This window comes from Dyadobacter pollutisoli (genome assembly GCF_026625565.1).
Taxonomy (GTDB): domain Bacteria; phylum Bacteroidota; class Bacteroidia; order Cytophagales; family Spirosomataceae; genus Dyadobacter; species Dyadobacter pollutisoli.
This window is the reverse complement of record NZ_CP112998.1, coordinates 7,296,518-7,321,452: the sequence shown is the minus strand read 5'-3', so window position 1 is coordinate 7,321,452 and position 24,935 is coordinate 7,296,518. Positions and strand designations below refer to the sequence as shown.

Sequence of the window (24,935 nt, the reverse complement as noted above, 5' to 3'; positions counted from 1 at the left end):
TTTGATTGTTTTGTTAAGTTGAAAATTGGCAAAACGATCCCTGCCTCCTTCACGGAGGAAAAATGGCGACAACCAAAAGGGATAAACCGAGTCGGTAATGCGGGAACATTGCCGGCTCTTTTTTTAAATCATTCTTTCTGTTTCGTTTTCAGAGGGTTAAAGTCAACAAATTGATATACTTTATTAAGCGTTTGTAGATTCAGTTTTTGCAGCCTTTGCTATGCACTACGATCTGCCCGTCCAGAATTTCATAGTTAGCTTCCACTGCTTTGCAAATGATCGACAGCTTTTCATGAAGCGTCTGGTTATCGAGTGTCGCCGTTAACGGACAGCCTTTCAATAATTCTTCGTCAAAGAGGATATCAATCCCATAAGCTTTTCCGATCGTTGTGAAAACTTCACTGGCAGGCGTGTCTTCGAATTCAAACTGTGGGGTTTCTGCTTTGGAAACGACTATCTCAGGTTTCTCCACCAGCGTTTTCACCATTCTCACTTCATCCCGTGCGTAGATAATTTTCTGATTTGGATTTAGTACCACACCTTCCAGCTCACGATTGGATGCCTTTTCCTTCACATTCGGATCAGACTGGGCGAACACAGAAACCCTCCCCGTTTTTACCTCGACGGTTACCTCATCCGAAAAATCATAAGCTTTGATCCTGAAACTGGTACCCAGTACTTTGGTGATAAGGCCATTGGAATAAACCAAAAAAGGGCGGTCCGGATCTTTGGCAATGTCGAAAAATGCCTCTCCTTCCAGACGTACCTCGCGTCTCGCCAAAGAAAACTTATCCGCATACCTGATCTTGCCTTTCGGCGCGAGTGTAATGTGGCTGCCATCTTCCAGGCTAATGACAATGGCTTTGTCGGTCGTGTTGACCTTTTCCGTCATCGCACCATCATTCAATATCATTGAATTCTCAGTAGCCGCCTGCTGCCGCGTTTCCTTTTTGATAAGGAATGCATACGCAACCCAGCCTAGCAGGAGGATAACCGCGACGGACGCGGCAAATTGCAGCCAGGGAATGGAGAATACCGGCAACTTGTATTTGGAATGATCGCTGCCAGCAAGTGGCTGCCCGATTTTCGTAATGGTTTGCTTTACGACCTGGTTAATCTCGTCGTCGCCGATTTCGGCTTCATGCAGGCGCAGCGAAAGCACAATGGCTTGCGCCTGCTGAATTTTTTCAAGGATTTCGGGATTACTTTCTATCCAGTCATTCCAAACCATGTCCGTTTCCCGGGTAGGCGATAAAACCCACTGGCGAAAGAATGTGTCCCAGACAAAATCCTCAACCGAAAAATCAATATAGCGATCCATACAAGATATTTGCGTCTAAGGTATGATAGACATAAACCTTTACCGGATACCAATAAATTTTAAATTATTTCTAAAAAAAAGAATAAAGCCCTGGGCCGTATAGGATTATAACCCGGCATTACATGAATAAATGGATCAGAAAAAAGGTAAGGAATTCTGCCTTCCAGTGCTTTTTTAGCTGTCCAATGGCGATTTGAAGAAGGTTGGAAACGGTCTGCGGAGAGATCGCCATGATCTCCGAAATCTGGTCGCGGTTGAGCTCCTGAAAATATTTGAGGTAAACGACTTCTTTTTGTCTCTTGGGCAACTCTTTCAATAATTTTTCAAGCTGGCGGGCGCGTACCAATTTTGATTCCTGGTCAATGTACTCCTGCTCTACTGAAAATTCCAGTTCAAAAACACCTTCTTTTTCTGCCAACGCTTCATTACCTACCCAAGATTTGGCGGCGATGCTCCTGTGCATCAACCTGCGTAACGAGGCCATCAGGTAGGGCTTCACAGCTGCATTGGAGTTAAGGTTTTCACGCTTTTCCCAAAGCAAAAGAAAGAGGTCCTGAATGCTGTCTTTGATGAATTCCTTGTCTTTCGAGAACTTGCTTCCATACTGAAAAAGCGTGCGAAACTGGCTGGACATCAGATACTCGAAAGCCTCTACATCACCGGTCAGAAATTTCTGCCATACCAACTTATCATCCGAAGCTCCTGAAAAATGAGAAGGTAATTTCATAACATGCCGAAAGGGAAATCTAAATAACTCAAACTTAGCGGCAAAGCCAACTTATTTTAAAAGATTAGTTTAATTTAATCCAATTTTCATCCTATCTGATTTATTCCACCATTACCCGCACTGATTTCCTCTTACCCAGCCGGTTCCGAAAGGATAGTACATATATTCCCGACGCCATTGGTAACTGAGGATAAATTTCAATTTGATCCATTGAAACGACCTGCCTTTTTATAGAGATCCGGCGACCTTTCAAATTGACCAGTTGGATCGATAACGGATCGACATCCAGCGATTTCAGCCTGATTACATTGTCTTTGATTGGATTAGGTGTAACCATTACCTCCCCCGGTTTCAGGTCAGACGCCGCCTCTCTGATCAGGATATCGTAAATGCGGATCTTGCCGATACCATTGCGAAACCGGATCTCAAAATTGGAAAGCTTTGATTTCGAGAACATTGAATTTCCCGGATAGGCTTTACTATTACGGCTTACCGGCTCATGGTCCACCCACAAGTCGAAGCTTCCCGGCAAGGTAATGTACTCGTCCTGATCCGATGGAAACAGCTTGTAAGTGTGGAGCTGGTCCGAATTATTGAGTACCCAGGTCAATGTCACATCCTTTTTTGTTTCAATGCTTTTGCTCGTCGCGAGCGTGCCCATGTCTTTCAGGTTAAAAGAATTGCCTTGAAAGTTAATGGCGCATTTGGCAAACATCAGGGCATTGCCTGGAAACGAATTGTGTTCCGGGTCGAAATCCTCGCCGGCGTAAAAGTAAATCGCATTCACAGATGTGGATTGGATGCTTTCAGCGCTGAGCTTAATCTGAATGAACAGTGTTTCAGGATTGGGAGTAAAAGGAGTAGCCCGCATCGCCCTGATGATCCCGCCCGTGGCGGAATCCTGCTGGGTACGCACGAGGTCCATATGTCCTTTGTAAAACTTGGAATAGGAAAGAGCCGGAACAGTCTGTATGATGTGGCTGAACTGCCCGGTATCAGGCTCTGCATTCACAAAAGAACGGCTTTGGGAAAAATCCTGATGAAAGTAAGTGACCTGGGCAACGCCAATTTGAGGGAACAGCAATAAAACAACGGCCCAGAATTTGGCGAAAGTGGAAAGGTGACGTCTAAACATAAACAGATAGCGGTTTATGTTTAGACGTTACAAATTTGTAATGGTCACTTTATGGTTGGGATAAATTTGTAATAGTTTTTTTGGAATGGTAATGTAATCGGATTTAACCTGGCGACGTCTGGCGACGTTGTCGCTACTACCGATATTACATCCCTACGGAATTTACTATTCAGTCCCATCGGGACGTAACATCGGTAGCAATTGCAAATTCCGAACATAAAAGTGCCGTAGGTACGTAACATCATCAAACTAATGCCCCCTGGATCTATATTCTTTAAAGTATACCGAAAACATACCCTAGTTAATGATAAAGTTTGAAGTGTACTTCAAACTTTATTAAACAAAAATACATTGAGCTCAGATTACCGGCTCCGCCCGCCGTCGCGAATCCTCTCCAACTCCGCCGACATCGCTTTCACTTTTGCAGGATACTTATCAGCCAGGTTGGTTTTTTCGCCGAGATCTTTGCTCAGGTCGTAGAGTTGTGGCTTGGGATTGTTACCGGTTTCGGTGTTTGTTAATTCTTGTATGGCTTTCCCCTCGCGCGGTTCAATGTACTTCCAAGTTCCCTGGGTAAGGGACAATGCACCTCCCTGTTTTACCAGAAATGTGCGACCGGTTTTTGTTTTGCCTAACATCGCATCCATTACATTGTAGCTATCTACGCCATCATCAATTCCTATTTTTTGCTGGAAAAAATGTGAGAACGAAGCCATCAGGTCAATCTGGCAGATCAATGCGTCCGACTCTGTTCCTGGTTTGATCGCCTGCGGCCAGCGCGCCAGCCACGGCACCCGGCTTCCGCCCTCGAAGGCGCTATATTTTCCGCCTCTCAATGCACCGGCGGCTTTGTGGCCTTTTGAAAGTTCCACAGCTTTGTCGGCATAGCCATCATCGATCACCGGACCATTATCGCTGGAAAAGATGAGCAATGTATTATCCGCAATTTTCAGCTCGTCTAGTTTTTTCAGGATCTCCCCCACCGTCCAGTCCATTTGCAGGATCACATCTCCCCGTAATCCCATGCTACTTTTCCCTTTGAATTGTGTACTGGGCATTCGCGGTACGTGGATATCATTCAGAGAAAAATAAAGGAAGAATGGATTCTTGCTGTTTTGTTCAATAAACTGCTCTGCTTTGCTTAAAAATACATGAGCGATCTCCTCGTCGGTCCAGCGCGCCTGCTTACCACCGGTCATCCAGCCTATGCGCCCTATTCCATTGACAATGGTATTGTTATGGCCGTGATTCGGTGACGCGGGCAACTTCAAAAGCTCAGGATTTTCCTTTCCGGTGGGTTCATTACCAATCTTTTTGGAATAATCTACCTCAATTGGGTCCTCCCTATCCAAGCCCAAAACATCGTGATTTTCAATAAAAACAGTAGGTACGCGATCCGAAGTAGCCGGGAAGAAAAAGGCGTAGTCGAAACCCGTTTCGTTCGGGCCTTTATTGATTGGCTTGTTCCAGTTAATCTGTTTGTTATTTTCTCCGAGACCCAGATGCCACTTTCCTACTGAAGCAGTTTTGTATCCCGCGTCCTGAAAAACTTTGGGAAGCGTCAAATTTTCGGTCGGAATGATCAGCGATGCGTCACCTGGCAAAACGCCGGTGCCTTTTTGCCGCCAGGGATATTTGCCTGTCATCAAGGCAAAACGCGATGGTGTGCAAGTCGCGGAAGTTGCGTGGGCATTGGTAAACCGGATGCCCTCTTTCGCAAGCCTGTCAATGTTCGGCGTGCTGATCTTGGTGGCACCATAAGAGCTCAGATCGCCATAACCAACATCATCGGCATAGATAAAAATGACATTGGGTTTCTGCTTTTTTTGACCAAAAACGATCGTTGGAATGCTAAGAACTGCAATTAAAATGCAGGCCAAAAATTGGAAGTACTTATTTTTCATAAAATGGTTTAGGATAATGCCGTCGCGAAGATATTCATTAAAAGTATCTGCAAACCGGTCATTTAAGAAGTTTACCAGTCAATGGTTTTCCATTGGTAGTTAAAATTTGCAGTTCGTGTGCCCGATGGCCCATGTATGTCCACACGATCTTTTTGTCACGGGTTACCTCAAAAATCTTGATCCCTTTTTGCGCACCGTAGCTGGCTATCACCGTGTTTCCATTGGGAAGTCGCTGAATACCACAGGGATCCTGAAAAGGTTTTTCTGCAAAATCATCATTCGAAATCTTCCAAACTATATTCCCTTTTGGATCAAACTCCACTACTTTATTGCCATGGGTAAGGCTCACCAATGTATTTCCGTTACCCAGCACAATAGCAGTAAAAGGCCAGTTTTCGGCTTTGATACCACCCAATTCTTCGGTATCTGTTTTGAATGTCTTCACTACCTTACCCTCAGTATCGTATTCCTTGACTGCAAAAGCCAGCAAATGCGGCACTATATAATGGCCATTTTCGAGCTTCCGTGCCATCCTGGTCTGCATATGCACATTATCCGTTTCAGGAAGTAATGGAATCTTTTTGATGATTCCCCCAGAACCGTCAACTTCCAGCAAACATGGATTTTTACCTGATTCGGTAATCAATGTATTTCCATTCCTTAACCGAACAGCAGTACCAAGTTCCTTCCCTTCCGAATCACGTTTGAAAGTGAAAACGACTTTCTTATTTTGGTCAAATTCCAACACTTCGTCCGCCCAACAGATCAGTATATGTCCGTTTTGTAACACAAAACCGTCCCGCGCAGCGGCCTTTCCTGCATTCCAGACCTCTTTTCCGTCCTCTCCGATGATACCGGTAAAATCCGGTCCCGCTATGAAAAAAGAATGCTGTGCCTTCTCTTCCAGGTTTTCAGTCACGATTTGCCTTCTTGCAAAACCGAACAAACAACCGACAACAACAAACAATAGGGATACTTTTTTGATCAGATTCATCATCAGGAAAGGATTTGTTTTATAACATTTCCGTGTACATCAGTTAGTCTGAAATTGCGACCGCTAAATGGAAAGGTGAGGCTCGTATGATCAACACCAAGCAAATGCAGCATGGTAGCGTGGAGATCATGGATGGTCACTTTATTTTCCACGACCCGGTAGCCATACTCGTCGGTCTGACCAAAAATAGTACCGCCTTTGATACCCGCACCCGCCATCCACATACTGAATGCAGACGGATTGTGGTCGCGGCCATCGGTTCCCTGAGCAAACGGCGTACGGCCAAATTCGCCAGTCCATACAACCAATGTCTGATCGAGTAAACCTCTTACTTTCAAATCTTTAAGCAATCCAGCAATCGGCTGATCCACTGCATGTGCATTGTCCTCATGCCCTCGTTTGAGTTCGCTATGCTGATCCCAGCGGTCGGCATTACCGCCCACTCTCGGGCAAGTCAATTCTATAAACCGGACTCCCCTTTCGATAAGTCTTCTGGCCATTAAACATTGCGCACCATAACTCCGGGTGTAGGGGTCTTTGGAAAAAATACCGTACAAATTCTGCGTCGCCACCGACTCCCCGGCAAACTGAGTGAGCTCGGGGATCGATGATTGCATTTTGTAAGCCAGTTCATAATTGGTAATAGCTGCCTCTACGTCATCCGCATGCCCCAAATCCGTCACCAGGCTGTTATCCATTTCCTTAATAAATGCCAGTTTCTGATTTTGCAGTTCCTGCTTTTCCATCGGCTTAATGTTCGCCACCGGTTCAGCGCCGGTACGGAGCATTGAGGCCTGGTAGGAAGCCGGCAAAAAGCCATTTTTGAAATTGTCCAGCCCGCCTGGCGGAATCAGGCCGCCGTCCAGTACCACGTAACCGGGAAGGTTATTATTCTCGCTGCCCAATCCATAATTGACCCAGGCACCCATGCTTGGCCGCCCCTGCAACCCGCTGCCGGTATGCAGGAAGTAATTCGCGTTGGTATGTTCCGGGAAATTGGAGGTCATGGAACGTATCAGCGCAATGTCGTCCACGCAGGTAGCAATGTGCGGAAACAGCTCGCTCACAGGCATACCACATGCTCCATACTGCTTAAATTCCCACGGGCTTTTCAGGATTTTACCTACATTATTAAACTGAGTATCATCTACTTTGAATTTCTTGTTCGGGTCTTCCCCATTCTCTTTTTCCAGTCTCGGTTTGGGATCAAAAGAATCCACCTGGGAAACACCGCCGTCCATGTAAAGAAAAATCACGTTTCGTGCTTTCGGAACAAAGTTGGGTAACTGACCCAATCCTTTGAGCTGGGAAGCAGGATCAGGCGACGTGGTGCAGCCGGGCAAACTTCCAAAAAGGCTCATAAACGCGAGTGTTCCAAAACCTCCTTTGCAGAGGTTCAGCATTTCTCTCCGGCTCAATGGCCTATGTTCGTGATGTTTACAAACACCCATATGCTACTCAGATCAGGTAAATGAATTCTTTCAGGTTAAAAATAGAATGGCAGTAGTCTTTCCATATGCCGGGATCGGTCATGACTTTATTGGCCGATATCTTTTGCAGCGAAGCCAGTTTATTGATAAAATCCTTCCCGTTTTTCAATTCTGCTTCGGTAGCGTTTCTGGAAAGCGTGCGCTTGTAAATCCATTGCAACCTTCCATTCATGTCGAGGTTTTTATTGGCCAAAAGCAACTTTGACATGATTTCAGCCTGCTTAATGACGAAAGGATCATTCATCAGGATCAATGACTGGGCTGGTACATTGGTTACGTTTCTGTTTCCAAATGTCGAAAATGGCGCGGGTCGATCGAATGTCATCATCATAGGCTGCATAAAATTCCGCCTCACTTCCTGGTAAATGCTACGACGTCCCCCACCATCCAGCGGTCCTGATTTGGAGGGTTTTCCACGTCCCTGCATGAATTCCGTCACATAAACCGGGACCGGCGCGCCATACATCGTCAGGTTTAGATTACCTGCGGAAGCCAGTAATGCATCCCGGATATCCTCCGCTTCCAGCCTCCTTCGTGGAAAACGGGCTAGCCACAGATTTTCGGGGTCTTCTTTTTCCACTTCTTTGGTGGTACCAACACTTCTTTTGAATGCGTCCGAGCTGACGATAAACCGTATCATTTTCTTGGTAGACCAGCCTTCTTTTTGATATTTGATCGCCAGATAATCCAGCAATGCAGGGTGTGACGGCAGCTTACCCTGCAACCCGAAGTTATCCACCGTCTCTACTATCCCTTTTCCAAAAAGGTGGTGCCATATCCGGTTCACCATCACCCGTGAGGTCAATGGATTCCGCGGGTTCACCATGGCTTCTGCCAGTTCCATTCTGCCGCTGCCAGGAGATTTAAAAGTAGTATTACTGATCGGAATCGCCGAAATGAATCCTCTCGGAACCTGCTTATCAGAGATTTCCAAATGACTGCCTCTTTTAAAAACAGGGCTATTTATTCCAAAACCTTCGTAAACAGCATTGTAAAATGTGGTGTCCGCCAGTTTCGCGGTCAGTTGCTCACTACGGTCCAGCCAATCGACCATTTGCGGGAATTGTTTTCTAAACTTCTTCTTTTTTAGCAGATCATTGAGCACGCTAATTTGCGCGGGATTTGCTTTACCAGCGGCCCATTCTCCAACCGCCTCAGCAATGGTAAATGTTGCCGAAGAGGCCAGCTGGGCAGGTTCAATCCAATCTTTATCAAAACCCAGAGCATACTGAACGTCGACATAGGCATCACCCGGTAATTTGTACACATGGTTTTCATATACGCCCGGCATGATCTCAACATAGGCTTTGTGTCCCTTCCAGCCAGCCACATTGAATTTGAAATTATTCCAGGCCCCGACATTTACTTTCTGGTCCATTTCACCATAAATCGGGTAGCTAATCAGCTGAAAATTATCGATAATGATCCGTATCGATGCATTCTTCCCTCTTGCCCGTACACCAATAAAGTCATTTGAAATCACAAAATTTGGAGAACGCAAAGCTCCAAAAACACCCATACTCAGCATCCTGCTGGAAGCCATACCATCCTCCAAAGCCACTATCTCCTTCTTTTTCGGGTCAAAAACCGGTTTGCCCAATGTCGTGTTCTGACCAAAAGCACGGCCATCGCTCTTCCATCCCTGCAAATCTCTCGCGCGAAAATCTCCGATCAGCTTGTAATCAGTCTGCTTTGAAGGCTTTCCTTTGGCTGGTTGAGGTAATGTGATAGTAATGCCCCTATTTTCACGCTCCCATTCATCAGCAACCGTTTTCCTGATATAAGTTTTCAGCTCATTCAATTGTCTGAAATCCTTTTCCTTCTGCGTCGTGATTGCAGCGGGCACCGGAGAGAATCTTGTGCTTTCCATTACACCATACAGTGCATAGTAATCTTTGGTCGTAATCGGGTCGAACTTATGATCGTGGCAGCGGGCGCAGGCTACTGTCAGGCTTTGGAATGTTTTGGTAGTAACATCCACCATGTTATCGATTCGATCGGCCTCGTCTTTTCTGACGTCTACCGGACTGTGTGTTCCCTCTCCAAAAGCGTAAAAAGTAGTCGCAATGCGTGATTCGTTCAGGCCTGTGGCGGCGTCTTTTCTTGGTACCGGCAGCAAATCACCAGCCAAATGCTCCTTCACCAGCTGGTCGTAAGGTACATCTTTGTTAAACGCCCTGATCAGATAATCCCGATAGCGCCAGGCCCCCAGAATGGTATAGTCGAACTCGTGCCCTTTTGTTTCAGCGTAGCGCACCACGTCCATCCAATGCCTGGCCCACCGTTCTCCGAAACTTGGTGCGTTCAGATAGCCGTCCACCATTTTATCATAAGCATCGGGGCTTGGATCAGCGACAAATTGATCAACTGCTGCCGGTGTTGGCGGCAAGCCCGTCAGCAAATACGAAACTCTTCTGATCAGTGTGTTTTTGCTGGCGACCGGAGATGGTTGAAGCCCGAACTTGTCCAACTTTTGATTGATAAAAAAATCGATTTCATTGCCGGATTCGGGTACTTCAATGTCCGCAGGTTTTGGCTGTATAAATGCCCAATACGGTTTATACTTGGCACCCTGGTCAATCCATTTGATCAGAATGTCTTTTTCAGACTCAGTTAGTGTAAGATGTGACTCCGGCGTGGGCATTACAAAGTCAGGATCTTTCGACAAAATCCTTTTCACCAGTCCGCTGCTATCCGCATGGCCGGGCACTACGGCTCGTCTACCCTCTTTAAGCAATGCAGTAGCGCCTTCGTACGTATCAAACCGTAAGTTGGCTTTACGGCTGCCAGGGTCAGGGCCGTGGCACAGGAAGCATTTCTGAACCAATACCGGCCTTACTTCAAAGTTAAAATCTACCAATTCCTCGGCAGATGGCGCATTGCCCAGATTGCCACATGCAGTTGTGGCAAAAATAAAAACGAGGACCAGGAAAAGATTGAGGATTCTGCCCATTCTTCTTGAAATCAAACACTCATCAAGCGTAACTTAATAGAATAAAGCCCGTTACCCGTGCTTTATATTCATGTTTTGGTGAGAAAGAATATTAGCCTTAATATTGCCGCACACACATTATAAAATCCATGGATCACCCCTCGTACGAATTGACCGTGCTGAAAGAAGCACATCGTTTTGATTTTGTAAGTATCGGCTGGACAGCTATTCACAAGGCTGTTATTTTCTTTACAACCAAAGCTCCCGGATTGTATAACCTGGTATTAGCCGACATCTTGGCTGACGGCGAATTAGATATCTATTCCGTTAGCGATAATGGCGATATGAAATTTATTTTATCTACTGTTCATCAAACCATTATTCATTTTCTAACATTAAATCCCAAAGCCGTGATCTGGTTCACGGGCAGCACTGAAAGCAGGACTAGATTATATCAAATCGCTATATCATCAAACTTAAAAGCGCTCGAAGAAAATTTTAATGTGTTTGGAATCCTCAAGAAGGAAGGTTCTTCGGAAGCATTTCGTAAGGGAAGCATTTATGAGCACTTTTTTATTTGCAGAAAAAATGTGAGATTCGTGTAGCACTAACATACATACAAATGGAATTTACAATAAAGCACGACAGGCCACCCCGCAAACAAATTAGGGAAGGAACATTTCGCACGGTCGAAGAACTTGGCAAGTTTAAAAATGACAAACTCATGGCTAGTTTAGAAAAAGCAGGGATCTCCATTTTTGACCTGATGAAAAATTTTCAATAAAAATCCCCATCGAGTTGATTCGATGGGGATTTTTATTGAATAACTAAATTCAGAAAACTTCCGACTACTTCGCAGCAGTCAGCTTCTTAATCAAATCAGTCTCTTCCTTCTTATACGGCGTTCCGTCTTTTCTGAAAATATCGTGGAACCATAGATCTGGCTCTTTGGTATAGGTTTTCTTCCAGCTATCCCATGGATAAATCGTTTGCGACTTACCATCCACCAGTCCCCAGTTGATCGCTCCTACATTGTATTTCTTTGCGATTGGAAGGGAACCTGAGAAAAAGCTTCCATTGCCGCGTGACATATATTCTGTGCAAATGATCGGACGGTCGTATTGCTGCAATTGCTTGATGCGCTTTTCAAAATCAGCCGCATCCTCGTAGTTATGGAAAGTAATGATATCAGATTGGTCGATCATCACTTTTTCAATAGGTTTCAAAGTTTCGTGAGATGTCCAGTCACCCGCCCAAACTCCGGCTGTAAGCGGCTGTGCAGGATTCACAGACCGTGCCCATGCAAACGCATTGGTCATCAAAGGCAATACATAATCCACTTTATTGGGTAATTCAACTTTTCCATAAGAGCTGTTATTGGTGTTATCCGGCTCATTCCAGATATCCCAGGCCAGTACACGGTCGTCATTTGCGAAAGCAGCAACGGTACCTTTCACATATTTTTCCAAACGTGGATATTGCGTGCTGTCTTTTAAGGCATCGAAGCCCGGGCTTTGCACCCAGCCCGAATTATGTACGCCCGGCTTTGGGGCACGCTGCGTTCCCAATCTAGGAAAAGGGTCCCAGCAGGAGTCAAAAAGTACCAGTACCGGCTTGATTTTATGCTTTTGGGCAATGTTCAGGAACACGTCCAGACGTTTTAAAAAGCCAGCCGAATCCTGCTGATACAACAAGTCGTGCAGGTAAACGCGCATCGTATTCATGCCAATTTCTTCTGCCCAGCCCAATTCTCTGTCAATTGTTGCGGTGTCGAAAGAAGCTTCCTGGAACATTTCAAGCTGGTTTATCGCCGTACTCGGCAAAAAATCCGCTCCTACCAGCCAGCCTTGCTTGGCATACCAGTCTTTTGCTTGCTCCTTAGTCCAGATTTCACGGCCAGACGATTGCTCGCCAGCCGCAGCTTCCTCTTTTTGTTCCTCTGTCTTTTTCGCACAATTTTGAAATGAAAGGCAAATAACAATTGCCCACAAAGTCGTTTTTAAAAATTTCATTAGTTAAGGATTAATTGTTTGCTATTTAAAAAGTGGTGCGGCAGTATTTTCTATGCTCGGTTCCGCATTTAAAATTTCCGGCCAGCCGTTTTCCCAGGTAATTTTATCAAGCATCAAAACACGCCTGTTCGCGCCTGTTGGAACATAGGGCGTCATTCTGTCGATAGCATGGTACAACAGCCAGTCCGTACCCGAATCGTCCGTGATCCACCTAGAATTATGCCCCGGCCCTGCATACTTAGCATTGGGTTGAATCAAAACAGAACCCGTTCCCCGTTCTTTCAAATCCTTCCCGTCTTTGTCGAGAAATGGCCCGAAGATTGTCTTCGAACGTCCTACTCTAACGTGGTACTTGCTTTTTGCACCTTCGCAGCAGCTTTCTTTCGAACCCAGAAAGTAATAATAGTCCCCTTTTTTCTGGATCATGACCGCTTCAAAATCGCCTGCTGCTACCTTGAATTTTTTGGACAGATCGGGAATGGATTTTCCATCGGCCGACAATTCAACACCGTAAGTACCTTGCGTTGGCACATTGCTGAAACTTCCCCAGAAAACGTACTTTTTGCCATTCTCTTCCAGATAAAACGGATCAATGGAGTTGGGCACATTCACTTCCGAACTAAGGAAAAGCTTCCCATTGTCTGTAAAGGGCCCGGCAGGCGAATCTGCGATGGCCAGCCCAACGCCCGGATTCGGGTCTCCCCAGGTAGAATAGGCATAGTACATGTGATACTTCCCATTCACTTTCACCACTTCCGGCGCCCATATCCCTCCCTTTTCCTTCCAGGCAGGTTTGCTCAGAAATGCGTCTTTAACATAAGTCCAATGCACAAGATCCTTCGACCGTACAACCGGGATCAAATGTGCGCCTTTTCCATCACCCCAATTGTCCATCGTGCCGTACGCATAAAACCAGCCATCATCGGCTTTCACGACCGTCGGATCAGCCAGTATCGGTTCGAAAACCGGATTTTTGTATTTGGTGGAATCTTGCTTGTCTTGCATGACGGCTGGATCGTTGCTGCTTTTGCAACATCCCGTTCCAATAACCGTCAGAGACACAAGTAGTGAAAAGAGTATTCTGATCATAGGAGTTTAGTTTTTAAACATCATTATTCGAGCCAGACAATCTGGGTAAATGCGCCATTGGAAGCCACGTCCCACACTTCAATCCGCACCCATTTTCTATTTTTTAAATTTTGCGTAAACCTGAAATCCTTTTGACCGAAAGCTTCAGTATCATTCAGATTGATCACATCATGAAAAATCTCTTTACCATCACCCGAAATAATTTCAGCCCGGTTCAGCGGGAATGTCCATTTTACATTCAAATTGATATCCACATTACCCTTCGCATCCACTTTGGTTACCTCACCTGCCCCAGCATTATTCACTTTAAATGAAGGTAACAGTACCTCACCGGTGGAAACGAAAAATTTGCCTTTCCGCATTACATCCAGTATTGGCTGCCAGCCTTCTTCGAATCGTGGTAGCTCGTCCAACTGTAAATAATTGACATTCAAATGTCCGTACAGCTCATAGTTGGGTTCAATGCGAAACAAGTCAGCCTCGGCGATCACGTACTTTTTCTGACCCCAATTCGCCATATCGTCCATTAAATCCAGCACACGCTTGCCTAATTTAGGTTGAGAAAGATCCGCCGGCATGGCTTTCCACGCTGCCCCCAGAAATCGGTCTGATTTGTAGAATGCTTCATCTTTATATTTGTCAGGAAACCCGGTGGAGCCCTTGGTTCTGGCATGTGCCGTCCAGGCCAAGCCATTTTCCAGTTCCAGCAGTTTCAGCATTTCTTCTTTATTCCCAATGCGATAGACCTTACCATACTCCTTCGTTTCCTCCACAAAAGGCTGGTCTTTTTCACGGGACATCAGCCAGTACACGGGTTTTGGAAAAATATTCATCCAATGTCCGCCTAAGAAATTATTAGGTTCCTCTCCCGGTAACAGCAAAAAATTCCCACCCGAAAGCCTGGCACATTCACTGAACATGGTTTTTAGCTCCGGCCAGCGCTTAGCCTCAGGACCACGCGGACTACCCGGGCCATGAAACTCAGCCAAATGCACAATGTTAATGCCCGTATTGCGAAAGGCCTTTACAAAGCCGGGCATTTCAGGCAATGGTTTTTTGGTCAAAACATCATCAACATGCTCCTGATGAAAGTGGCTCGACATCGTGTAATAACCCGGCAGCGGCTCGTAGGTATCATTATGAGTAAATTCCTTTACCTTTTCCAGCACTTTTCCGTCCTTTTCACTGCTTAGCAAACAGAAGAAATTATAGCGCTGCTGCGTGTTGGGAGGCGCATTGAACCACGGTACCCACCGCCGGTCACCCAGCAAATCATGACGGATTCCTATTCCAAAACCGGGAACTAGGTTCCTGTAATTTTGCCCGTACCAGATGTGTTCCAGGTTGTAGCAATTATCCAACGGATAAAAGTACTGATGTGGCGCAGGAAAAACTGCCAGACTCGCTTCCTTGCTCTGCCCGATAATGGTCCGGTATTTCACAGCCATCATTTCAACAGTATCCATTTTGGAAACCTTTGCATTACGGATGTAATTCTCAGTGTCCGACCAGAATAGCTTTTCCCAGGGCGTTTGTTTGCTAACCAACCCTGCATCATAAATTACAGCCAATGAATCGACCATGGTCGACATAACAGCAGCTACATTCATCAGCGGGCTGCCGTTATAAAGGGTAAGGTTAATTGATCCTGTAAATGATCCTGCAGTAGCGCCCGAAACAATGATCTCGGTTTGAGAACCAGATGTTACCACCTTCACGGCACTTTTATCCAGCGTAACCGGATAGCTGTTGTGGGGCAAATAAGCTGTTTTATCAAAGAAAATATTCCAGCCGTTTTGCGAAACGAGATCTCTTTTCCCAACGGTCAAAATAATAGCCGGATCGAGGTGATCGGCTATGGTTTTGAATTTAGCATTTGCCCCGATTTGAAGGCTACTGATCAGCGGCTGACTTTTATTCAAGTCAATAGTGACGCGCCCCGATTCTGATTTCCCAGCCGGCCATTCCACCAGCAGCTTATCCCCGTCAACAGTGGCCTGAGCCCCTTTTTTCTTATCAAATCCTTTCAAATCCACAGGTACCTGCGCTTGAAGCCATGTGGGTAGCACGCATAAGACAAGAATAACAATTTGACGCATCTCTTTCAATATCAGCATGGTGAGAACATTTTCCTGTAAAAAGCAAGTCCTTCGGTTGCCAGCTCATCGGCACTATTGGCGAGTGGCCGCCAAATGCAAGCTGCTCTCGCCAGTTCCTTGGATGGCTGCCCGAAAGTTTCAATGACAACGGCCCCCTCATACTCAATTTCAGTCAACGCCTCACGGATTCCTTCCCATTCCAAATGCCCGGTGCCGGGCGTACCGCGGTCACTTTCATTGCCTTGTACATGACAAAGCAAATCCTTCCCGATTTTCCTTATGGAAGTCGGAATGTCTTTTTCTTCGATATTGGAATGAAAAGTATCCAGGACAATTTTAAGATTAGGACTCGAAACCTCATTGACAATGGACAGTGCCTGATCGACCGTATTAATCATATCGGTTTCGAAGCGATTAAGCGGCTCCAAACCTACTACTACACCATAATCTCCCGCGATCTGACCGATCTCAATTAATGTTTCCACACACCAATCACGCTCCTGCTTTTTTTGCTCTTCCGAAACAATGCGCGTCTTGCCGACCGCCGAATAAACCGGTCCGCCAAAAATGGGACTACCGACATTCTGTGCAATTTTGATACAATCGATAATGTACTGCTTTCCCAGTTGACGGTACTGCGGTTCAATACTGGAAATGTCCCTTTCCGCTCCAAAAGCACCACTAATGGTAATTTTCAGGTCCAGGTCACGGGCAATGTCTTTGATTAATGTCCAGTCAATGATACTGGTGTCTTCAACGGCTATTTCGATAATGTCATAGCCCATGTTCTTTACCTTGGTAAGAAGGTCAATGTTCGCCGTGGAAAACGGTGAGACCCATATAAAGGTGCTTGCTCCGAATAGCATGATGCTGATTTGAGGTTGTTTGGACTTGGCAAGTTTTTTTCAAACTTACCAAGTCTTCCTATTTAACAAGACTTGGCAGGTTTGAAAAAAACCTACCAAGTCCATTTATTCAAAACTTGGAACATTCACACGAATACCGCCTTTCATGGCTGACTCGTGTGCGCATATACCGGCACATGTGTAGTTCGCCGCGAGCGCAGCGTCCACTGCCGAATCTCTGCCTTCAATGATCGCAGCTACGAATTCCTGTACCAAATGTGGATGTGAACCGCCGTGGCCTGCTCCCTGCAAGAAAGAAACGTGATTAGGGTCGTCGATTTTTTCACGTTTAGTGAAATGTTTGATCGGCTCGATCAGTAATTCGTCCGTGTCAGGCACATCAATGCGTTTTGCATTTTCACCACCGTCAAAAATGATGTGACTTTCATCCTGCAACTGCTCCCATTCGAATGACATCTTGGTACCATACACATCATAACTTTCACGATACTGGCGCACCACATCAAACAATGAACGTGTTGCTTCTGCGACCACGTCTGTGTTTTTCAATGTAAATGTGGCTGTTTCTACCGCAAATGGTGAACCATAGCGACTCGCCAGGTCTTCACTCAACCTGCCTGATCCGTGACATACCACAGTTTCCGCAATGGTATTATTGATTTTTAAAAGCGGGGAAATGGCGTGCGTTCCATTCAGCATGGGCGGGTAACCTTTCCAGTATTCGCCCCAGCCTTCCATGCTCATATCCTGAATGTGCGAGCCACGAACGAACTGAATTCGGCCCAATTCACCGGTTTCTGCCAATTTCAATCCGTATAAAAACTCACGCGTGTACAACGCGGTTTCCATCATCATGTACACTTTATTGGCGCGGCGCTTGGCTTCCACAATGGCTGTGCAATCTTCCACCGTCATCGCCATAGGAATGGTACAGGCAGTGTGTTTTCCCGCATTCAGTGACGCTAGGGTCATTTTCGCGTGCTCGGGAACGGGCGTCACGACGTGGATTGCGTCTACATCGTCTCTTTTGGGAACATCCTCAAAATGCTCGAAAACCAGATTTGGGTCCAGATTGAATTTGGCAGTCAGTTCATCACGGGTTTCCTTGCTGCGGGTACAAATCCCTACGGCCTTGATGTTCGGGTGACTTTGGTAGATGGGGATAAATTCTTTTCCAAAACCCATACCTACGATTACGACTGTGATTTGCTTCTGACTCATTTTGTTTTTTTGTTAGTCCCCGGACTGAAGTCCGGGGTTAATGGATAATGATTTTGTTTCTGTCTCTAGCCCAGGGCTTAAGCCCTGGGTTAACGATCCCCTGCCGCCCAAACGATGGCGTTCCTCAGGATCGTCTGGTAGGGTGCGATTGTATGTGACGCGGCGTCGTGGCCAAGTGCGATCCCTAGAACTCTTCCTTTTGGATATTTTACGATAAAAATGCTTGGGAAAACTTTGTCCGATGTGGCCGCTTTTGCCGTTGCCAAAACTTCTATCGGCGATCCTGATTCGTCAGGAATTTGGTAATATAATTCATCATCCAAATGGAATGTTTCCGGCACATTCTTCGTCACCGGATGCTTTTTTGTGATCGTAACATCAAACGGACCGTATTTGTCATGTCCTTTTGAACCCCCGCCAACAAGTTTTTGATTGTATTCCGGCCAGTCTTTCCAGTTGTACCAAAGCGCAGGATGTGCGAGCACGAGGCCTTTTCCAGCATCCACGAATGCAAAAATGGCCTTGCGGGTCGCGTCGTCTGCGATTGGCTGGTTATTTGCCAGAAGCAGCACGTCAATGTCTTTCAGTTTAGACAGAATAGTAGTCGGGTCACTGGTGTATTCTACCATTGCCAGGCCGCCTTTTTGCAAAGTCTGGACATCTTCCTGTTTGTACCATTTATCAAAATCGTGGGAAGCTCCTCCTCCAACCAACAGAACACGAATGGGCTTTTTAGCAGTGCTACCGGGCTCCGCCATCGCGGTAAGACCCAGTACCGCGACGATCAAGAAAGAGAGAAAGGCTTTGGACATAGTTTTTGTGAGGTTATGAGCTTTTATATAAAATAGAAATGAAATATTTACTGGTTCTGAGTCGATGAGTTGGTTTCGGAACTTTAACTCATCAACTCTAAACTCATGAACTCACCTGCTAACCCGCATAATGCCATTCATACCGCGCCAGTGGCCAGGGAATGTGCATACGTAGGGGTAATCGCCCGGCTCATTGGGAACTGTAAATTCCAGAGTCACGGTTTCACCAGAGTTCACAAGTTTAGTGGAGTAAAGTACTTCGGCGATCTTGGGTACATACTGCATTTCGGCAGCCTTTGGATTGCTCAGCAGCTCGTCCGCTGCTTTTCCAACCTTCGGCAAAGAACCTGGTTTAATGATCAAAAGGTTATGCTGCATACCATCCGGGTTTTCGAGGTTGATCACCACTTTTTGCCCTGCTTTCACCGTAATCAGTTTTTTGTCGTACTGCATGATTTCCTTTTCAACTTTCAGCTCAATCACCAAAGCGTTCGACGATGCCAATGAAGTGGATGAAGTCGGTTTCGGAGCAGAGGCAGTTTCTACATTATTGCCTTCCGAAGGCTTATTCAGTTCCAATGAGGCCTTTTGAAAATTACCTACAAACCCAAACCTGCCCTCATAGGAACCTATTTTATCATCACCTTCCACATCCTCACCGGTACGTACAGAGTTGCTCAGCGGAGCGGCGAACAACATATGTGCTTTACCTTTTGCAGCCTCTTTTCCATCGATTTCAATGCTGATGTCTCCGCCTTTCGCCAATTTGGCTACTATGTCGAATTTCTCAGGGAGTGGCTCACTAGTTGCAGCCTGACCCACGGTACCATGCTGTTTCACAGCCATAATCACTTTTCCATCCTGAATGTAGAGTGCGTAACCGCCGTCCTTACCACCTTGCCCTGCGATAAAACCTTGCAATGCTCTGTCTTTCGCTTTGGTAACACTAGCGCGGATCGTGATTTCCTTGCCGGTCACATCCGGCGGGAATTGTAATGTATTTCTCCTGCCAAGCGGATACACTTCCTTGCCTAATGCCTGTGCAATTTGCTGGCTGAATCCAGATTTCGAAGACTGTGTCCGAGAAGCTGCCAGGAATCCTTTTTCATGTTTGATGGCTGCCGCCAGGATAGCTTTGGATAACCAGGGATCTTTGGCATTTTGCTCATCCTGCGAAGCTTGGTAGACTGCCTCCCCTACTTTTTCGGACGATGGCAATTCCATCAAAGCCACAAATACACCTAACCTTGTGTTCAGGCTTGGGTCTGTCAATGCTTTTTGCAGCATTTCAAAACTCTGTTCATTTTTTGGTAAAACACTGGCTGCCGCTTTGCGAACACCGGCCGCAGGATGCGTGAGCGCTTTGCCTACAACCTGCAATGCTTCCGGGTTCGAGCCGTCGAGTACACCCAGGCCGTGCAATGTCCACAATGCGTGAACCGCAGGACTGTTCAATCCGATCTCGTCTACTTTTTGATTGTTGATGATTTTGTAAAGATCCGGTACTACCGAAAGTTTTTTGGATTCTACCAAAAGTCGCTGAGCGGTCATGCGCCAAAACATATTATCGTTTTCCAATGCCGCCACCAGTCCCGGTAAGTCATCTTTTGATAATTTCAATGCTGGCGATTTCTTACCGTTTTTGTAAATAACCCTGTAAACACGGCCATGGTTAAGGTCACGCATCGGGCTGCTGAATGCATTACCCGGGCCGTGCGGCTGCTCTTTGAATGGAATGATAAATTCTGCGGGAGACTGCGCCGGAACGAATACATTGTGTTGAATAATGAAGTTATACCAATCCGCCACCCACACAGCTCCATCGGGGCCGGTTTCGGCTTGTACCGGACCAAACCATTCATCCGAACTAGCCATAAAATTCCAGCCGTCTTTTTCCTTAAAGCCCGCACCATCCGGTTCCAGAATGGCTTTGTGTACCAACCGAATTGTAGGTTCGGATACAAATGCTATGCGGTTCCAGTACTCTTTTGGGAAACTTCTCGCTGTATAAAAACGGTGTCCGGCAGCAGAAGTAAAACCTCCCACCACATCCACCTGGCGCAAATTAGGTGTCACAGCATGCGCATCATAATGTCCGTCGATCTTTTGAACGGCTTGTATCGAAGGCTGATCTTCGCCAAGCGAGCGCTGCAAATATTGCCCCGGCATGGAATAGAATGCGCTATGGGTGTTATTTGCAGTGGAAAGGAACACATTGTTGTCCTCCGTCACGCCAAGTCCCCAGGTATTATTGCTGCTGTTTCCAAGAAACGCAAACTCTTTTCCGTCTGGTTTGAAATGATAAACACCTTGCGAAAAATTGAATTTCTTACCGTTAATTGTACCATTAAAACCTGAATAACCCAGTACTCCCCAGATTTTGTTGTCGAAACCATATTGCAGGTTCGACGGCCCGGCGTGGGTATCGTTTTTACCCCAGCCCGTCATGATCACTTCGCGCACATCGGCTACGTCGTCGCCATTGGTATCTTTCATAAAAAGAAAGTCCGGTGCCATCGAAACAATAATCCCGCCATTTGAAAAAACCATACTGGTCGGAATGTTCAGCTTATCGGCAAAAACAGTGAATTTATCGGCCTTGCCATCCCCATTGGTATCTTCACAAATCTTGATCCGATCATTCGCAGCACCGTCGGTTTCCTTGAATGTGTTGGGATAATCCACAGACTCTACCACCCAGAGGCGCCCGCGCTCATCCCAGGACATCGCGATAGGGTTCGTAATGTCGGGCTCCGCTGCAAAAAGCTGGATTTCAAAATCGGCAGGGACCTGTGTCAGTTTATTGGATTCGGCTGGCGACAGTGACTCCTGGATTTTGGGTACTACATGCCTTTTGGTATAATGTGAAATAGTGTCCGACTGGTAAATGTCCACGTTGGGTAATTTCAATGCGGCAATTTCAGCTTTCACCTGGTCGCCCATCGCCCATAGCACCCCGTTTCTTACCAGGTCCAAAAATCCATTGTTGGTCCAGGTACTGTCTTCATGACCATAAGCGGTGTAAAAAACGCGTCCTTTTCCTTCATTGCGCACCCAGGTGTAGGGTTCATGCACGTCACCTTCCACCCGCTCACCAAGCACGGTTTTGTCGGGGTTCAGGTTTTTGTGCACGTAAGTTTCATCCCAGGTCTGAAAGGCAGTAATGCCTTCCATGACCTGGTGTTCCGGTTTTAGTATTAAATTTTTAAAGCTGCCTGCTTTATGAGAAGCAAATTGTCCGCCGATAGTCTTAATGTACCAGGCCGAATTGCGAAAGCATCCGGAAGCTGAATGAATTGGGATCAAACCTTTTCCTCCTTCCACGAAGGCCTTCATAGCGCTTTCCTGGTTCGGCGATAATGAATCGTGGTTGGCATAAATGATAAGTCCATCATACTTTTTCAGGTTTTCAGGGTTCAGCTCATTCAGATCAACGGTGTACGACATGTTAATGCCGCTTTTGAACAATTTCACTGAAAGCCAGGGTGCATATTTGCCGGAATCATGATGCTTGCTATTATGGCCCAGGAACAAGACTTCCGCCCTTCTCCCCTTCGTTTCACCTGTCTTCCCGCCCGACGAACTCATTTTGTTTTTTGCACAGGCAAGGGCAATTAGCCCGACAAATAACATCGCAATGTACTTCCTCATTCAATTGAATTTAAAATAAGATTAGGTAAGAGTTTAGGATTAGTTATTCTTTACAACTGCACTTTTTGAACCGGTGAAAAAACCATATCCTCCACGTCCTTGATCTTTACGCCCACCCTTGCAAAAACATAGTTTTGGGTCGGCATCAGCGCGGGGACATTTGTAGTAAGGCTAATCGCATTCAAATCCTTGATATCTCCGCCGGGTATTTCGGCAGTGGCAATGTTGGTGGAGCGGGAAACGAATTCTGTCTTGTTGACATAAAGTGTTACTCTTTCCACATCTTTTGCATTCACGTCCTTAATGATCTTTTCAAGTTTCAATGCAACAGAAACTTTACTTTCTCCGCCATTGAACTGTGGCGTACGGATCATATAGTAAGGCATCACTTCCACATCCACTGTCTGGTTGCCCTCTAATTTGACAAACAATGTGTCCTTCGCAGTCGCATCTTTTTCCAATGTCTTAAACGGCCCTCTGCCTTTTGGAAAAACCATTTTGTAATTACCATTGAAAAGCATCGCCGAGTAAGACCCGTCCTGCGCAACCTGTGCGTCGATCGCGGCCAATTTTCCGAAACCAGGTTGCCACAATTGCAGCCTTACCTGATTATATTCTACGCCAATGGGTTCGCCATTGTAAACAATTTGCCCTGATAATACGGATTTGGGGGCCGGATAGTTATCTTTTTCGCATGAAGCAAAAAGGATCATAATGGCCAAAATTGGTATGAAATGAAATCGCGTTTTCATAATATCTGATCTTTGAATGTGATGGGCTAGTGATTTGGATTTCTGACGATCTTCGGGTTATTGTTCACGATATCGTCTCCGATGTAGGAATAATAATTCCCCAGCTGGAAGCGGTCGGCTCCCGTCACACGGCTTAATTTCACAGGCTTATAAATCCATTTTCCATTATTGGCTGTGCCCGGCGCGTACACTTTGTAAGACCAGAGCGCCCAGGGCTGGGTGTTTCTTTTGGTTGCTTTTCCAAGATCTTTGGATATTTCACCAGCCGAGATTGCATTACCGTCCATGATCAGGTGGGCAATGCGCCATCTTTTCATATCGTAGAGATAATGTCCTTCAAAAGCCAGCTCCACGCGACGCTCGTGTACAATGCGGTCGAATGTGATCTGTGCTGCGGTTAATGGTGTCACCAGACCTGCACGCGCACGGACTTCGTTCATGTATTTCGCGGCGTCGGCTACTTGTCCCAGTTCAAAAGCTGCCTCAGCTGCATTGAGCAACACTTCGGCATAACGATACCGTACAAACCACATTTCGCTTTGCACCCCGCGCTGGCCTGATCCCACAACGGGATCGAGGTATTTGCGAAGATAAAAACCACTTTGCGCTGTAAATTCGAAACCGTCGATCGGGCCGTCAAAGCCTACTACCTGTTCCGGTACGGTCTTGCCCGGTAGTGTTTTTTGCGCACCGCGGTCGTCTCCGCTGATAATACTTCCATTGGCCAGCTGGTATCCGGCCCAGATATCGACGGTCCTGCCTTTGAAAGCAGTACCCGGTAACATCACTGTTCCAGCCAGCCTCGCATCTCTTCCTGCGAAAATGTCGGTTTGCTCATTGTAATAAATGGGTTCACCAGCCGCATTCGTAGTTGGGATCGGAGCAAAAGTATTGTCGAGTTTTTCAAAGGCTTCTACCAGGTTCAGTGACGGATTAATACGCCCGCCTTCCTCTTCCTCAGCACCATACCTTGGTTGATTTGAAATCGTAAAACCATGTACCTTACCACTTTGCAGTTTGAAATCTTCTGCAAAAATCACCTCAGGATTATTGGCCTTATCATAAAATATGCTCGCAAAGTTTTCCGACAAGTCCGGCTTTTTGGTATACAATGCATAAGCGCCAGCCTTACCGCTGATCAGCTCCTTAGCTGCACTCAATGCTTTGGTATAATAACCCGTGGCAAGATTGGCCGGGATACCCACTTCTCCACCAGACAATGCTACCTGAGGCGTATTCACACCATATTTCGCAATGGAACCGGCATATAAAGCTGCTCTCACTTGCATTGCCAATGCGGCTGCCTGCGTCACCCGTGATTTTTCTCCGACATTCACAGGCAAGCTAGCTTTGATCTCTTCCGCTTCTTTGATTACAAAATCATAAATTTCCGACTCCTTGGCCCTTGGATGTTGCAAATAAGTAGGGTCTCCGCTGAAATCATAGGTCATCGGTTCCAGAATTAGCGGTACACCACCCATTCGTTTCACCAGTTCGAAATAATAGGATGCCCTTAAAAATTTAGCCTCAGCCAAAAACCGGTCACGAACTGCGGGTGTCAGCTTATCTGCTGCGGTACATTTTTGAATAAACAGGTTGATCTCGCGAATGTAACCGTAGTCCCAGGTAGCCCACGAATTATTTGCCCATCCACTGTTTTGAAAATCTCCATAGCTCCCTGCGTTTGAAAAAAACGCTTCATTGAATCCTGACAATGACGGCCAGTCTTTTACGGAACCAATGTCGTAGTAACGGTTGTATAAATTGCCAAGTACCGACAGTACCTGCCCTTCATCACCCCAAACCTGTTCTTCCGTGAGGATATTCGTTGGAGGCCTGTTCAAAAATTCATCATCATTGCAGCCCCAGCTAAGCAAAAGCATCAAAAACACTGGTATATATAATATCTTTTTCATCGACCTATTTGATT

The 24,935-nt window shown here is 46.1% G+C and carries 18 protein-coding genes; 2 read left to right on the top strand and 16 right to left on the bottom strand.

The features are described 5' to 3' along the window. Window positions 1-199: 199 nt before the first annotated feature. The 7 genes from ON006_RS30445 to ON006_RS30415 form a co-directional block, all read right to left on the bottom strand. Window positions 200-1,321: a FecR family protein gene (locus ON006_RS30445; RefSeq protein WP_244822095.1), complete on the bottom strand. Its 1,122-nt coding sequence runs from the start codon at window positions 1,319-1,321 to the stop codon at window positions 200-202. A gap of 118 nt (window positions 1,322-1,439) precedes the next feature. Continuing rightward, window positions 1,440-2,048, bottom strand: a complete 609-nt coding sequence (locus ON006_RS30440; protein WP_244822096.1) for an RNA polymerase sigma factor — start codon at window positions 2,046-2,048, stop codon at window positions 1,440-1,442. Window positions 2,049-2,148: 100 nt separating this feature from the next. After that, on the bottom strand, window positions 2,149-3,183 hold the full coding sequence (locus ON006_RS30435; RefSeq protein ID WP_244822097.1) for a T9SS type A sorting domain-containing protein: 1,035 nt from the start codon (window positions 3,181-3,183) through the stop codon (window positions 2,149-2,151). A gap of 362 nt (window positions 3,184-3,545) precedes the next feature. After that, window positions 3,546-5,087 (bottom strand): sulfatase family protein, encoded by a 1,542-nt coding sequence (locus ON006_RS30430; protein WP_244822098.1) that lies wholly within the window; start codon window positions 5,085-5,087, stop codon window positions 3,546-3,548. 58 nt (window positions 5,088-5,145) lie between these two features. Next, entirely contained in the window at window positions 5,146-6,084 is a 939-nt protein-coding gene (locus ON006_RS30425; protein WP_244822099.1) for a beta-propeller domain-containing protein, read from the bottom strand. Continuing rightward, entirely contained in the window at window positions 6,084-7,532 is a 1,449-nt protein-coding gene (locus tag ON006_RS30420; protein WP_244822100.1) for a DUF1501 domain-containing protein, read from the bottom strand. The genes ON006_RS30425 and ON006_RS30420 overlap by 1 nt, the downstream gene beginning before the upstream one ends. A 7-nt stretch (window positions 7,533-7,539) precedes the next feature. Next, complete coding sequence (locus ON006_RS30415; protein WP_244822101.1) at window positions 7,540-10,524, bottom strand: PSD1 and planctomycete cytochrome C domain-containing protein; 2,985 nt, start codon at window positions 10,522-10,524, stop codon at window positions 7,540-7,542. A gap of 128 nt (window positions 10,525-10,652) precedes the next feature. Between ON006_RS30415 and ON006_RS30410 the strand changes: the two genes are divergently transcribed. Both ON006_RS30410 and ON006_RS30405 read left to right on the top strand, forming a co-directional pair. Then, window positions 10,653-11,108 carry a DUF6934 family protein gene (locus ON006_RS30410; RefSeq protein WP_244822102.1) on the top strand — a complete coding sequence of 152 codons (456 nt, stop codon included), beginning with the start codon at window positions 10,653-10,655 and terminating at the stop codon, window positions 11,106-11,108. A gap of 17 nt (window positions 11,109-11,125) precedes the next feature. Next, window positions 11,126-11,287 carry a hypothetical protein gene (locus ON006_RS30405; RefSeq protein WP_244822103.1) on the top strand — a complete coding sequence of 54 codons (162 nt, stop codon included), beginning with the start codon at window positions 11,126-11,128 and terminating at the stop codon, window positions 11,285-11,287. Between the two features lie 64 nt (window positions 11,288-11,351). Here ON006_RS30405 and ON006_RS30400 read toward each other — a convergent pair whose 3' ends face one another. The 9 genes from ON006_RS30400 to ON006_RS30360 all read right to left on the bottom strand — a co-directional run bounded on the left by ON006_RS30400 (window position 11,352) and on the right by ON006_RS30360 (window position 24,921). Continuing rightward, a complete protein-coding gene (locus ON006_RS30400) occupies window positions 11,352-12,515 on the bottom strand; it encodes a cellulase family glycosylhydrolase (protein ID WP_244822104.1) in 1,164 nt (387 codons plus the stop codon). 21 nt (window positions 12,516-12,536) lie between these two features. Then, window positions 12,537-13,604: a family 43 glycosylhydrolase gene (locus tag ON006_RS30395; protein WP_244822105.1), complete on the bottom strand. Its 1,068-nt coding sequence runs from the start codon at window positions 13,602-13,604 to the stop codon at window positions 12,537-12,539. Between the two features lie 23 nt (window positions 13,605-13,627). Then, entirely contained in the window at window positions 13,628-15,721 is a 2,094-nt protein-coding gene (locus tag ON006_RS30390) for a CehA/McbA family metallohydrolase domain-containing protein (RefSeq protein WP_244822106.1), read from the bottom strand. After that, window positions 15,715-16,569 carry a sugar phosphate isomerase/epimerase family protein gene (locus tag ON006_RS30385; protein WP_244822107.1) on the bottom strand — a complete coding sequence of 285 codons (855 nt, stop codon included), beginning with the start codon at window positions 16,567-16,569 and terminating at the stop codon, window positions 15,715-15,717. Before ON006_RS30385 ends, ON006_RS30390 begins: the two co-directional genes overlap by 7 nt. Before the next feature lie 105 nt (window positions 16,570-16,674). After that, entirely contained in the window at window positions 16,675-17,790 is a 1,116-nt protein-coding gene (locus ON006_RS30380; protein WP_244822108.1) for a Gfo/Idh/MocA family protein, read from the bottom strand. Window positions 17,791-17,879: 89 nt separating this feature from the next. Then, window positions 17,880-18,602 (bottom strand): ThuA domain-containing protein, encoded by a 723-nt coding sequence (locus ON006_RS30375; protein ID WP_244822109.1) that lies wholly within the window; start codon window positions 18,600-18,602, stop codon window positions 17,880-17,882. A gap of 111 nt (window positions 18,603-18,713) precedes the next feature. Continuing rightward, window positions 18,714-22,253 (bottom strand): PVC-type heme-binding CxxCH protein, encoded by a 3,540-nt coding sequence (locus ON006_RS30370; RefSeq protein ID WP_244822110.1) that lies wholly within the window; start codon window positions 22,251-22,253, stop codon window positions 18,714-18,716. A gap of 50 nt (window positions 22,254-22,303) precedes the next feature. Further along, entirely contained in the window at window positions 22,304-23,005 is a 702-nt protein-coding gene (locus tag ON006_RS30365; RefSeq protein ID WP_244822111.1) for a DUF3823 domain-containing protein, read from the bottom strand. Between the two features lie 26 nt (window positions 23,006-23,031). Further along, window positions 23,032-24,921: a RagB/SusD family nutrient uptake outer membrane protein gene (locus ON006_RS30360; protein WP_244822112.1), complete on the bottom strand. Its 1,890-nt coding sequence runs from the start codon at window positions 24,919-24,921 to the stop codon at window positions 23,032-23,034. Between the last annotated feature and the right edge of the window lie 14 nt (window positions 24,922-24,935).

Excerpts from the sequence above, each read along its gene's own strand:
- ON006_RS30400 (WP_244822104.1), bottom strand. The coding sequence starts at position 12,515 with ATGAAATTTTTAAAAACGACTTTGTGGGCAATTGTTATTTGCCTTTCA.
- ON006_RS30410 (WP_244822102.1), top strand. The coding sequence starts at position 10,653 with ATGGATCACCCCTCGTACGAATTGACCGTGCTGAAAGAAGCACATCGT.
- ON006_RS30360 (WP_244822112.1), bottom strand. The coding sequence starts at position 24,921 with ATGAAAAAGATATTATATATACCAGTGTTTTTGATGCTTTTGCTTAGC.
- ON006_RS30425 (WP_244822099.1), bottom strand. The coding sequence starts at position 6,084 with ATGATGAATCTGATCAAAAAAGTATCCCTATTGTTTGTTGTTGTCGGT.
- ON006_RS30375 (WP_244822109.1), bottom strand. The coding sequence starts at position 18,602 with ATGTCCAAAGCCTTTCTCTCTTTCTTGATCGTCGCGGTACTGGGTCTT.
- ON006_RS30390 (WP_244822106.1), bottom strand. The coding sequence starts at position 15,721 with ATGCTGATATTGAAAGAGATGCGTCAAATTGTTATTCTTGTCTTATGC.
- ON006_RS30380 (WP_244822108.1), bottom strand. The coding sequence starts at position 17,790 with ATGAGTCAGAAGCAAATCACAGTCGTAATCGTAGGTATGGGTTTTGGA.
- ON006_RS30385 (WP_244822107.1), bottom strand. The coding sequence starts at position 16,569 with ATGCTATTCGGAGCAAGCACCTTTATATGGGTCTCACCGTTTTCCACG.
- ON006_RS30430 (WP_244822098.1), bottom strand. The coding sequence starts at position 5,087 with ATGAAAAATAAGTACTTCCAATTTTTGGCCTGCATTTTAATTGCAGTT.
- ON006_RS30395 (WP_244822105.1), bottom strand. The coding sequence starts at position 13,604 with ATGATCAGAATACTCTTTTCACTACTTGTGTCTCTGACGGTTATTGGA.
- ON006_RS30445 (WP_244822095.1), bottom strand. The coding sequence starts at position 1,321 with ATGGATCGCTATATTGATTTTTCGGTTGAGGATTTTGTCTGGGACACA.
- ON006_RS30420 (WP_244822100.1), bottom strand. The coding sequence starts at position 7,532 with ATGGGTGTTTGTAAACATCACGAACATAGGCCATTGAGCCGGAGAGAA.
- ON006_RS30365 (WP_244822111.1), bottom strand. The coding sequence starts at position 23,005 with ATGAAAACGCGATTTCATTTCATACCAATTTTGGCCATTATGATCCTT.
- ON006_RS30405 (WP_244822103.1), top strand. The coding sequence starts at position 11,126 with ATGGAATTTACAATAAAGCACGACAGGCCACCCCGCAAACAAATTAGG.
- ON006_RS30435 (WP_244822097.1), bottom strand. The coding sequence starts at position 3,183 with ATGTTTAGACGTCACCTTTCCACTTTCGCCAAATTCTGGGCCGTTGTT.
- ON006_RS30440 (WP_244822096.1), bottom strand. The coding sequence starts at position 2,048 with ATGAAATTACCTTCTCATTTTTCAGGAGCTTCGGATGATAAGTTGGTA.
- ON006_RS30415 (WP_244822101.1), bottom strand. The coding sequence starts at position 10,524 with ATGGGCAGAATCCTCAATCTTTTCCTGGTCCTCGTTTTTATTTTTGCC.
- ON006_RS30370 (WP_244822110.1), bottom strand. The coding sequence starts at position 22,253 with ATGAGGAAGTACATTGCGATGTTATTTGTCGGGCTAATTGCCCTTGCC.